This is a genomic window from Vagococcus acidifermentans, assembly GCF_003987655.1.
GTDB lineage: Bacteria > Bacillota > Bacilli > Lactobacillales > Vagococcaceae > Vagococcus_B > Vagococcus_B acidifermentans.
Map to the genome: position 1 here is coordinate 60,634 of NZ_NGKC01000009.1, position 11,657 is coordinate 72,290.

The 11,657-nt window shown below is 50.6% G+C and carries 11 protein-coding genes; 3 read left to right on the forward strand and 8 right to left on the reverse strand.

What is annotated here, in order from left to right:
- Positions 1 to 4: 4 nt before the first annotated feature.
- The gene (locus CBF27_RS08775; protein WP_126813939.1) at positions 5 to 1,132 is read right to left on the reverse strand and encodes an exonuclease SbcCD subunit D; all 1,128 of its coding nucleotides are present in this window, start codon (positions 1,130 to 1,132) and stop codon (positions 5 to 7) included.
- 275 nt (positions 1,133 to 1,407) lie between these two features.
- Between CBF27_RS08775 and CBF27_RS08780 the strand changes: the two genes are divergently transcribed.
- Complete coding sequence (locus CBF27_RS08780; protein WP_170175065.1) at positions 1,408 to 2,166, forward strand: C39 family peptidase; 759 nt, start codon at positions 1,408 to 1,410, stop codon at positions 2,164 to 2,166.
- 19 nt (positions 2,167 to 2,185) lie between these two features.
- On the opposite strand, the gene CBF27_RS08785 is transcribed toward CBF27_RS08780, so the two are convergent.
- Positions 2,186 to 2,812: a lysophospholipid acyltransferase family protein gene (locus CBF27_RS08785; protein ID WP_126813941.1), complete on the reverse strand. Its 627-nt coding sequence runs from the start codon at positions 2,810 to 2,812 to the stop codon at positions 2,186 to 2,188.
- A gap of 141 nt (positions 2,813 to 2,953) precedes the next feature.
- On the opposite strand from CBF27_RS08785, the gene CBF27_RS08790 reads away from it, so the two are divergent.
- Together CBF27_RS08790 and CBF27_RS08795 are read left to right on the forward strand one after the other, a co-directional pair.
- Positions 2,954 to 3,688, forward strand: coding sequence for a tRNA1(Val) (adenine(37)-N6)-methyltransferase (locus CBF27_RS08790; protein ID WP_126814003.1), 735 nt, complete (start codon positions 2,954 to 2,956; stop codon positions 3,686 to 3,688).
- Positions 3,678 to 4,019, forward strand: a complete 342-nt coding sequence (locus CBF27_RS08795) for a GIY-YIG nuclease family protein (RefSeq protein ID WP_126813942.1) — start codon at positions 3,678 to 3,680, stop codon at positions 4,017 to 4,019. The genes CBF27_RS08790 and CBF27_RS08795 overlap by 11 nt, the downstream gene beginning before the upstream one ends.
- On the opposite strand, the gene CBF27_RS08800 is transcribed toward CBF27_RS08795, so the two are convergent.
- From CBF27_RS08800 to ilvD, 6 genes are all read right to left on the reverse strand, one after another.
- Positions 3,959 to 5,194: an RtcB family protein gene (locus CBF27_RS08800; protein WP_126813943.1), complete on the reverse strand. Its 1,236-nt coding sequence runs from the start codon at positions 5,192 to 5,194 to the stop codon at positions 3,959 to 3,961. The genes CBF27_RS08795 and CBF27_RS08800 overlap by 61 nt on opposite strands.
- 61 nt (positions 5,195 to 5,255) lie before the next feature.
- Positions 5,256 to 6,512 (reverse strand): threonine ammonia-lyase IlvA, encoded by a 1,257-nt coding sequence (ilvA, locus tag CBF27_RS08805; protein WP_211334646.1) that lies wholly within the window; start codon positions 6,510 to 6,512, stop codon positions 5,256 to 5,258.
- A 28-nt stretch (positions 6,513 to 6,540) separates the two neighbouring features.
- Complete coding sequence (gene ilvC, locus CBF27_RS08810) at positions 6,541 to 7,557, reverse strand: ketol-acid reductoisomerase (protein WP_342774791.1); 1,017 nt, start codon at positions 7,555 to 7,557, stop codon at positions 6,541 to 6,543.
- Positions 7,558 to 7,599: 42 nt separating this feature from the next.
- Positions 7,600 to 8,082 (reverse strand): acetolactate synthase small subunit, encoded by a 483-nt coding sequence (gene ilvN / locus CBF27_RS08815; RefSeq protein ID WP_126813946.1) that lies wholly within the window; start codon positions 8,080 to 8,082, stop codon positions 7,600 to 7,602.
- A gap of 1 nt (position 8,083) precedes the next feature.
- Positions 8,084 to 9,775, reverse strand: a complete 1,692-nt coding sequence (ilvB, locus tag CBF27_RS08820) for a biosynthetic-type acetolactate synthase large subunit (RefSeq protein WP_126813947.1) — start codon at positions 9,773 to 9,775, stop codon at positions 8,084 to 8,086.
- Positions 9,776 to 9,791: 16 nt separating this feature from the next.
- The gene (ilvD, locus tag CBF27_RS08825) at positions 9,792 to 11,486 is read right to left on the reverse strand and encodes a dihydroxy-acid dehydratase (RefSeq protein ID WP_126813948.1); all 1,695 of its coding nucleotides are present in this window, start codon (positions 11,484 to 11,486) and stop codon (positions 9,792 to 9,794) included.
- Positions 11,487 to 11,657 lie beyond the last annotated feature (171 nt).

Consider the following 11,657-nt stretch of genomic DNA (forward strand, 5'->3'; position numbering starts at 1 on the left):
CATCCTACTCCTCTCGCTGTATCCCTTGTACAGTTTGTTTCAGCCAGCGTTTTTGCGCTGCCGACACCGGTTCGCCGGTCACTTCTTTAAAATAATCGCTCATGAGAGCAAGCGGACTCAAGCGGGTAATATCCTGCTGCGTGCGCAGTCGCCGGGCGCGTTCATTGCCGCGTGTTCTTTCCAGACCAATGATACGCGGATAAATGTCGCGCAAATGCTGCATGACATTGGGGATTACCGCTTTGTCGGTCAAGGACACTGCAATATAGTCATCACGATCGATATGCTGATAAAAAGCAGCGTCTGTCAGCTGGTCAAAGCTGCCCTCCAGCAGTACCACATCTCTTAACGGCGTAATTTCCCGAAATCTTGTCTCCAGCCCTGCTTCCGACAAAGTCACCAGCCAGACGCCCTTGGTCTGATTTCTTTCCGACAGGGAATACTTCAACAATGAGCCGCTGTATTTGACACTCGGATGATGCAGGGCCGTCCTGCTGTGGAGGTGTCCGAGTGCGACATAGTCAAACAGCGTCAACTTATCCACCGGTATGGCATTCAACCCGCCGACCTCGACTTTCGTTTCCGAATCGCTGCGTTCACTGCCGGCTGCAAAAAAATGACTGACGAGAACGTGCTGCATATCCGGCTCAAAAACGGCAGCCATGGCATCAACCAGCCGCGTCATTGCCTCGTCAACGGTACGAATTGTCTCATCTTGAAAATAATGGCGCACTTCAAACGGCTCAAAGTAGGGCAGCAGGAAAAATTGCGTGTCGCCGATGACAACTGGCGTCAGACTCTGTGCGATGTTCGTATGCAGATGCAAATCGGACAGCTTGTACCACGAACTGCCGGTCGCCAGCCGCGTGGCACTGTCATGGTTGCCGGAGATCATCAACACCGGAAACTGCTTTTCTCTGTTCATCCTCTTTAATATCTGATTAAACAACTGAACTGCTTCAACGGGCGGCACTGCACGGTCAAACACGTCGCCGGCGATCACAATCGCATCCACTTGTTCTTCCTCCGCCACATCCATCAATTTCTCCAGTGCATCGCGCTGTTCTTCCAGCAAGTAAAACCCGTTCAGCTTGCGCCCGATATGCCAGTCTGCAGTATGTAAAAATTTCATGTCAGCCCTCCTTAAAAAGACTCTTCCCACCATTATATCAAATTTTAAAACTGAATAGAAAGAAGGAGGCACAGTCTGCCGCAAAACAATGCAGCGTGACCGGCCGCCACTTTTTTAAATAACCTGCCCGCTCAAACGTCTCTGCCAAAATATCCTCCTTATATAGTATATTTAGCGAATCAAAGCGATTCCGGTTTTATTTTATGATATGTTTATCCTGAATATAATTAACACGTTTTAATAATATGTGTTTTATGAAAGAGGCGTTCATTCCGGTGATAATCAACAAAAAAACAACACTGGCTATCTTTACCGGCTGCCTGCTGTTTTTACCATTGGAAGCTTTTTTTATGGCCAGCCGGCCGGCCGAGGATACAGAACAGACGGTCGCCGCTAGCAAAATGACCACTGAAAAAATCATCAAAGACAGCGTCCAGCTGGATGTCCCGCTGTTGGACCAAATGTCCGAGCCGCCACTGTACAACGGCTGTGAAGTCACTAGTTTAGCCATGCTGCTGAACTACTGCGGTCTGCCGGTCACTAAAAACGAGTTGGCAGAAGCCATTCCCAAACAGCCGCTTTATGATACAGAGGGCTTATACGGCAATCCCCACGTGGGATTTGTCGGCGATATCACCGGTGTACAGCCGGGCTATTTCGTGTACGCCGAACCCGTATTCGAATTGGCACAAACTTATGAAACCGACCAGCTGGAATTTGTCAACCTGACTGGCGAAAATTTTTCCGAACTCGCCTATTACCTCAGCAGCGGCTCGCCGATCTGGGTCATCATCACAGTCACTTATCAGGTAACCAACGACATGACTCTCTGGGAAACAGCCGACGGTGACGTGGCAGTCTCGATGAACGAGCATTCAGCCGTCATAACCGGATATGATGACAGCTTTGTTTATTTAAACGACCCGTACGGTCAAGAGGTCAAAGCGGACAAAGATGATTTTATTGCCTCGTGGAAACAATTCGGCAGTCAGGCGATTGCGGTCAATCAAACAAACAAGTCGCAAGAAAAATAACCCGACCACGCCGGTCAGGTTATTTTTTCTTTTTCACTTCATATTTAAAATTCGGGTCAATCATCTTATCCAGCTCATCAAACGCGGCCTGCATCCGCCGTTCGACTTCATTGATACCGTCTTTATCCATCTTAGCAATGTCCGTGATGCTGATTGGTTTACCGTAGCGGACTGTGACACGTTTTTTCGTCCATAACGCTTTGAAAGACAGCGGCCCCTGATATACAGCCGGAACGATATCGACCTTGGCCATTTTACTGATCAGCGCAGCTCCGCCTTTTAATTCTTCCGAATGACGGCTCCCGCTTGGAAAAATCATGACGCTCAGGTCAGTATTTTTAAGTGCTTTGACAGGTGTCTTGATTGCACTGGGGCCCGGTTTTTCCCGGTCAACCGGAAAAGCATTGCATTTTCTTAAAATAAAAGACAGCACCGGGTTTTTAAACAACTCTTTTTTCGCCATAAAGGAAAACCGTTTCGGGTAAGCACCCAGCGCAAAGTACAGCGGTTCGTACCATGTCCGGTGCGGGCCGACCAAGACGTAATTGCGGTCTTGCGGCAAGTTTTCTTTGCCTTCATACCGGGCATTTGTATTGATGATAAACAACAGGAATCTAATCAGTCCTGCGATAAACGAATAAAACATATCACTCCACCTTCACCTTTTTCATCTTCCATTAGTATGCCTAAAATGTAAAAAACATGCAAGTATTTCTGACTTTTTATAAACGTGATATAATGAGACGGTATCTCAGATAATAAACGAAGGAAGTTAATCATGAAACACTTGTTGAAAACCGGCGAGCGCATCGACCAGCTTTATGCCAGCGATATCCAAATCATCCAGAGCAAAGATGTCTTTTCATTCTCTTTGGACGCTGTCCTGCTGGCGGATTTTGCGCGAGTGCCCAGGCGCGGACGTGTCGTTGATTTATGTGCAGGCAATGGCGCGGTCGGCCTTTTTGTGAGTAAAAAAACCGAAGCTGAAATCATCGGCATTGAACTGCAGGAAAAGCTGGCGGACATGGCTCAACGGAGCGTCCAATTGAATCATCTTGAACACCAAGTCGTCATGCACAATCTGGATGTAGCAGAGACGTTTTCGGTCGTGCCGCACGACTCGGCGGATATGGTCGTCTGCAATCCGCCTTATTTTAAACACTTGCCTGCAAACAAAACAAATCCGAATGACTATCTGGCTGTCGCCCGGCATGAAATCCACACGAATCTGGCAGACATTTTGACGATTTCAGCCGGTCTGCTGAAGATGAACGGCAAACTGGCAATGGTCCACCGTCCCGACAGGTTTCTCGACATCCTTGATGAAATGAGGCGTGTCAACGTGATGCCTAAGCGCTGCCGCTTTGTCTATCCTAAGAAGGACAGGGAGGCAAACATTCTGCTGATTGAAGGCATCAAGCACGGCAAACAAGACGGCTTTAAGGTGCTGCCGCCGTTAGTAGTTTATGATGAGGACAATCAGTACTTGCCGGAAGTGAGGAAGATGCTTTATGGCAGCTGAGACGTTTTACTTTTATGTTCTGCTTTGCAATGACGGGACTTTTTATGCCGGTTATACGACTGACCCGAAACGCCGGAAAGAAGAACACAATGCCGGCACCGGCGCCAAATACACCCGCGTGCCGTCAAGGCGACCGGTCACGATGATTCATCTGGAATCCTTTGCGACCAAAAGCGAAGCGATGAGTGCCGAGTACCGGTTCAAACAACTGTCGCGCAAACAAAAAGAAGCGTACCTAAAAAAAAACAAGGGAGTAAACACTCTCCCTTGTCAGCCTTTCACAACTCCCACTGTACGTAATCTTTTCAGCGGCCGCACCAAGTCTTGCTGATGCGCCATGACTTCATCAATATCTTTATACGCAAAGCGGCTCTCCTCGGCTACATCAGCCATGCCGCGTTTGGCGAGGCTGACGTCACGCTGCTTCAAATCCTTCAGCACGTCTTTGACCGGGAACAGGGCTTTGGCTTGTGTCCGCGAATGAATTCTGCCGGCACCGTGGGAAGACGAATGGAAACTTTCAGGATTCCCCAGTCCCATCACCAGATAGCTGGACGAACCCATCGCCCCCGGTATGATGCCGAGGTCGCCGGCGTCGGCTTTCGTCGCGCCTTTGCGGTGGACCCAAACTTTTTCCCCGTAGTGCTCTTCCAGTGCCGCATAATTGTGATGGCAAGTGATGCTGTCCGAATAGGTCACTGAGCGGTGCAGATACGTTTCAATCATTTGACTGAAAACAGCCATCACCTTTTCCAGCATGCGGGCACGGTTTTCAGCTGCGTAATCAAGCGCCAGAGTCATCCAACGGATATAGGTCTTGCCTTCGGATGACTCGACCGGCAGAAACGACAGCTGGGAATTTTCCGGCAGCCGGCTGTACCAGAGAGTGTTCAAATCGGCAGCGAGCCGGTTGAAGTGCTGGCAAATCCGGGCACCGAGATGACGGCTTCCGGAGTGCAGCATGATGCCGATGTTGCCGTCATCATCTGCCTGAAATTCGATAAAGTGATTGCCGCCCCCCAATGTGCCTACTTGATAATAGGCATTGTCCAGTATCTTGTCAGCATCCGGCAGACTGGTCACATCAATGTCATAGTCCGCCAGCCGGTCAAGCACAGCCGAGTGCTGTTTGCGCCGATACTTGCTGGTCCCCACCGGAATTTCTTCCAGAACGCGGGCCACTGTTTCATCCAAAAAATAGCCGTTGCCTGCTTTTAATAATTTGATGTCGTCATACGGAATGTCTGTTTGAATGTAGCTCATGCCGCAGCCGATATCCATGCCGACCGCGTAGGGCACAATTACATCTCGGGCAGCGAGAACACCGCCGATGGGCATGCCGGCCCCGATATGTGTGTCCGGCATCAACACAAACCAGCGATACACAAACGGCAGGCTGGCCACTTGCTGCGCTTGCGCCAAGCAGCCTTCATCAAGCTGCGACAAATCATTCAGCCAGATTTTGATCGGCACACCGCCTTGCTGCTTGTTGTCATAAGTAAACATCTTTTTCCTCCATATAAGTTGTTACTTTCATTATAACAAACAACACAATCTATCAGCTAATTTAAACCAGCAAGGTATACAGCGACTGATTCTGGCTCAAGTCAATATAGTTGGCATCAAACTCGGCCAAACGTTCCAGCAAAGACGGATAGTCCGCTTTGTCTGCCAGCAAGATGCCGATGACGACCGGTCCGCTGCCGCGGTTGACTTTTTTCGTGTATTCAAATTTGGTGATATCGTCGCGCGGTCCAAGAATGTTGGTGACAAATTCTTTCAGAGCGCCGGCCCGCTGCGGAAAGTTCACGACAAAATAATGTTTCAGCCCTTCAAACATCAGCGAACGTTCTTCGATTTCCTGCATCCGGTTGATGTCGTTGTTGCCGCCGCTGATGACACAGACAACTGTTTTGCCTTTGATGGCCTCTTTGTACTGTTCCAGTGCGGCGACGCTCAACGCTCCGGCCGGCTCGACGACAATCGCCTGTTTAGTATACAACTCCAGTATCACCGAGCACACTTGACCCTCATCTACCTGAACCAGTTCATCCACATGGGCTTTCACGTGAGCGAGGTTCAAGTCGCCGACTTCTTTTACAGCCGCCCCGTCAACAAATTTATCGACCTTGGCCAGCGGCGTCACGCAATCGTTGTCGAGCGACAACTTCATGGAAGCGGCGCCCGCCGGTTCCACCCCGACGATCAGCGTGTCGGGGCTTTCCTCTTTGGCGTAAGCCGCAATCCCGCTGATCAGCCCGCCGCCGCCGATTGCTGAAAATAAATAATCGGCTGAGCGGGCACTTTTATTCAGTTCATCAAACACTTCCACGGCCAGCGACCCTTGACCGGCAATGATATCCGCGTGGTTGAACGGCGCAATGAACGCCATGTTATTTTCGTCCGCATATTGTTTTGCCGCATCGGCTGACTCGTCAAAGGTGTCGCCCACGAGCTTGATAGTCACAGCTTCTCCGCCGAAGAAAGAGACTTGCGATACTTTCTGGTTAGGCGTCGTCGTCGGCATAAAAATCGTGGCCGGCACGTTCATTTCATTGCACGTATACGCGACTCCCTGGGCATGATTCCCTGCGCTGGCACAGACCACACCGTTTTTCAACTGCTCTTCCGACAGCTGTTTGATGGCATAATAAGCACCGCGGATTTTAAATGAGCGTACTTTTTGCAAATCTTCCCGTTTCAAGTAAACATGGCAGCCGTATTTTTGTGACAGATAGCCGTCATACTGCAAGGGAGTCTGCGTCACGACCTGCTTCAATGCAGCATAGGCGGCCAGCACATCCTTCTTTTTAACTAATTCCACCATACATTCACGCCCTTATCTGACTTTTCTATGCGTCTTCTTTGACAAATGGCATCATTGCACGCAGCTCCGCACCGACTTTTTCAATTTGATGGCCTTGCTGTTCCGCACGCATCTGATGGAATTTCTTGAAGCCGTTGGCGTTATCGGCTATAAAGTCTTTGGCAAATGCGCCGCTTTGAATATCGGCCAGCACTTCTTTCATGTGCTGCTTGGTTTCAGCCGTCACGATGCGCGGACCAGACACATAGTCACCATACTCAGCCGTGTTGGAGATGGAGTAGCGCATTTTTTCCATGCCGCCTTCATACATCAAGTCAACAATCAGCTTCAGCTCATGCAGCACTTCAAAATAAGCGATTTCCGGCTGATACCCTGCCTCGACCAAGGTTTCAAAACCTGCTTGCACCAAGTGTGTCGTCCCTCCGCAAAGAACGGCCTGCTCGCCGAACAAATCTGTTTCCGTTTCTTCTTTAAAGGTCGTCTCCAGTACTCCCACACGCGTTGCCCCGATGCCCTTTGCGTAGGACAAGGCCAACTCTCTGGCTTTCCCGGTCGCGTCCTGATGCACGGCGAACAATGCCGGCACCGCAAAGCCTTCGACAAATGTACGGCGAACCAGATGTCCCGGTCCCTTCGGTGCCACGAGGAACACATCCACATCTGCCGGCGGTGTAATCACATCAAAATGAATATTGAAACCATGAGCAAAAACCAGCGCGTTGCCGGCAACTAAATGCGGTGCGATTTCTTCTGAATACAGTTTTCCTTGAATTTCGTCCGGGGCGAGAATCATGACGATGTCTGCTTTTTTCGCAGCTTCCGCCACAGAATACACATCAAACCCGTCGTTGCGAGCAGCTTCAGCCGACTTGCCTTCCCGAACGCCGATGATAACCTGATTGCCGTTGTCCCGCAAGTTTTGCGAATGTGCATGTCCTTGAGAGCCGTAGCCCACGACAGCGATTGTCTTTCCTGCTAATTCATTTGTTGTCACTGCTTCTTCATAATATACGTTTGCCATAATTTTTTCCCTCCATTTAATTGGTTGCTTGCAAATTTATAATAACCACACTCAGTCTGTGCCTCAGCGGCTGCCGCGGACCAAACCAGTAACACCTGTCCGGGCAATTTCCTGAATGCCGTATGGTTTGATGACATCCACGAACGCATCAATCTTTTCGCTGGTGCCTGTCACCTGAATCACGACTGAGCGGATACCCACATCAATCACATTGGCCCGAAACGGCTCAATGACTGAAAAAATCTCCTGCCGCGAAGCTGCCGGCGCATTTACCCGTATCAGCGCCAACTCCCGCTCCAAATGTGAATCTTGCGTGATGTCAACCACCTTGATGACATCAATCTGCTTGTTCAGCTGTTTCAAAATCTGTTCCGCTTCATAATCCGAATCCACGAGGACAACGATGGTAATCCGGGAAATACCGGGGGTTTCCGTTATCCCGACGGAAATACTTTCAATATTGAACTGGCGGCGTGTCAGCACACCGCTGACACGGTTCAGGACACCTGAGCTGTTGTTGACTTTTGCTGAAATAATCCGTCTCATGCTAATCCACCCCCAACATCTGGTAATTCGGCTTGCCGGGCGGAACCATCGGCAGCACATGGTCTGTCGGCGACACTTCCACCTCAATCAGCACCGGACCCTGATGAGCAAACGCTTCTGCCAACTCGTCAGCCAGTGTCTCCGGATTAGTCAGACGGACGCCTTTAATCCGGTAGGCTTCTGCCATCTTGACAAAATCCGGCTGGTCCTCAAAGACCGATTCCGAACGGCGTTCATCAAAGAAACTCTCCTGCCACTGTCTGACCATGCCGAGCGAGCGGTTATTCAGCAGGACGATTTTCAAATCGATGCCGTACACATTGAGAATCGCCAGCTCCTGATTCGTCATCTGGAAACCGCCGTCGCCAACAAAGACGACGACTTCTTTGTCAGGTCTTCCCAGCTTGGCGCCGATACCAGCCGGTATTCCGTAACCCATCGTTCCCAGTCCGCCGCTTGTAATCAGCTGGTTTTGGTACTTGAACGGATAAAACTGCGCCGTCCACATCTGATGCTGGCCCACGTCTGTAGCAACAATCGCTTCCCCGTCCGTCATTTTGCCGACCAGCTCGATGACTTGCTGGGCTTTGATTTCCGGCGACTGTTCCTTGCTGTACGTGAACGGGTGCCGCTGTTTTCTCTGTGTGTTCAGCTTCAGCCACTGCTCATGCGGCTCTTTTTGAATATCGACAGCCAGCATTTTGCGCAAGGCACGTCCGGCATCGCCGACAATCGGGATTTCCGTCTCGACGATTTTCCCGATTTCCGCCGGGTCGATGTCGATATGGGCGATGACTGCATTGGTCGCAAACTCTGACGGCGAACATGCCAGCCGGTCATCGAAACGCGAGCCGACATTTATCAGCAGGTCGCATTCCGTCAACGCCATATTTGCCGCAAACGAGCCGTGCATGCCGCCCATTCCCAAAAACAGAGGATGCTCGTTGGCAATGCTTCCCAAGCCGAGCAAAGTCGTCAGCACCGGAATCTGATATTTTTCTGCAAAAGCCGCCAGCTGTTCCCCCGCCTGTGCGTGAAGAACGCCTGCCCCTGCCAGCAGCACCGGTTTTTCTGATTGTGCCAGCTGTTTCATCAGCTTGCTGATTTGATTGTCGTGCGGTTCATAATTGGGCTGATAGCTCGGCAGATGAACTGTCGACGACTTGACTTTATCGGCTGTCATAATAGTGATATCTTTCGGAAGGTCTATCACGACCGGCCCTTTGCGCCCGGTATTGGCGATATGAAACGCCTCTTTGATGACCTTCGGCAAATCATTGACACAACGCACCTGATAGTTGTACTTTGTAATCGGCATCGTCAATCCGACGACATCGGCCTCCTGAAACGCATCTTTGCCTATGCCCGGTGCTGCCACTTGACCGGTAAAGACAATCAGCGGCACTGAGTCGCTCATGGCATCCGCTATGCCGGTAATCGCATTCGTGGCACCCGGACCGCTCGTCACGAGAACGACTCCGGGTTTGCCGGTCGCTTTGGCGTATCCTTCCGCCGCATGCACTGCCCCTTGCTCATGGCGCGTCAGAATATGAGGGATACACTTGTCATACAACGCATCATAGAGAGGCAGGACTGCGCCGCCCGGATAACCGAAAATCATCTCCACTCCTTGCTGCTTCAAGGCATCGATGATGAGTCTGGTGCCTTGAGATTCTTCAATTGAGTTTGTCATGTTTTTCACCTCATTTTCATTCATCAAGCAGCTCTTCGGGAATCCGCATAATTCCTCCGGTATGAGCTGATGTCACCAGCGCCGTGTAACGTGCCAGATAACCAGTCTTAACTTTTGCCTTGAAAGCCGGCAGTTCCTTGCGGCGTGCAGCCAGCTCTTCATCACTCACCAACACATTCAATGTCCGTTTTTCCAAATCAATCACGATGTCATCGCCATCCTGAATCAAGGCGATAGGACCGCCCGCCGCCGCTTCCGGCGACATGTGCCCGACGGCGATACCCCGCGTCGCGCCGGAGAACCGTCCGTCTGTAATCAGCGCCACGTCCTTGCCTAATCCTCTGCCGACAATACTGGACGTTGGTGCCAGCATCTCCGGCATGCCCGGGCCGCCTTTTGGCCCTTCATACCTGATGACAACGACATGACCTTTGCCGACAGTGTGATCATCAATAGCCGCCACTGCTTCATCATGTGAATCAAAACAAATCGCCTGACCTTTAAAAACAGTAATCGACGGGTCCACGCCGCCTACTTTGATGACAGCTCCCTTCGGTGCAATGTTGCCGTAAAGAATCGACAAGCCGCCCACCGGGCTATACGGTGTTTCTTTCGGATGAATGACCTCCGGGTTGAGAATACGGGCATCCGCCACGTTTTCCCGCAATGTTTTGCCTGTGACGGTAATCCTGTCCGGATGAATCGCATCACCCAAATCCACCAGTTCTTTAATAATGGCTGACACACCGCCGGCTTCATGCACATCATGCATCGAGTAAGCCGAAGATGGCGCGATTTTTGACAAGTACGGCACGCGCTTGGCTATCTCATTCACTTCATCCAAGTCATAGTCAATGCCAGCTTCGTTAGCGATAGCCAACGTATGCAGAACTGTATTGGTCGAACCGCCCATCGCCATATCCAGTGCAAAGGCATCGTCAATCGCTTCTTTTGTGACGATATCCCGCGGCTTGATGTCCTTTTCAACCAAGTCCATCAGGTGGAAGGCCGCTTTTCTGACCAGCTCCCGCCGCTCGTCGGATACCGCCAGTGCCGTGCCGTTGCCCGGCAGAGCCAGCCCGAGCATTTCCATCAAACAGTTCATGGAGTTGGCGGTGAACATGCCGGCACAGGACCCACACGTCGGACAGGCATTCTGTTCCATGAACAGAAAATCTTCTTTGCTCATGCTGCCTTCTTTAAACGCACCCACCGCTTCGAACATGGATGACAGAGTTGTCGCGCGTCCTTTCGGGTCGAGCCCGGCTTTCATCGGACCGCCTGAACAAAAGACGCTCGGGACATTGGTCCGCACTGAGGCCATAATCATCCCCGGGGTGATTTTGTCACAGTTGGGAATGTAAAATACCCCGTCAAACCAATGAGCATTAATGACCGTTTCCGCTGCATCGGCAATGATTTCCCGACTTGGCAGAGAGTAACGCATCCCGATGTGTCCCATGGCGATACCATCATCGACACCGATTGTGTTAAACTCGAAAGGAATCCCGCCGGCTTCCCTGATGGCTTCTTTGGCGATGTCTGCCAGCTCCCTCAGGTGAACGTGTCCCGGAACAATGTCGATATAGGAATTACAGATGGCAATAAACGGCTTGTTCATGTCTTTGGCATTTTTCACCTGACCGGTCGCATACAGCAAACTTCTTGCCGGAGCAGCATCAATGCCTTTTTTAATTTTGTCGCTTCTCATATCTACGCCTCTTTTCTGGTTCATGAATGAAAAAAGCATTCCACTTTGATTCGCTCAAAATGGAATGCTTTATAACAAGAATCCCATTATCTTACGACAAACAGGACTCAAATATATGTACCAAAACCTTACATATACTCTAAGCCCTTGAATGCAATAAAATAATGACGA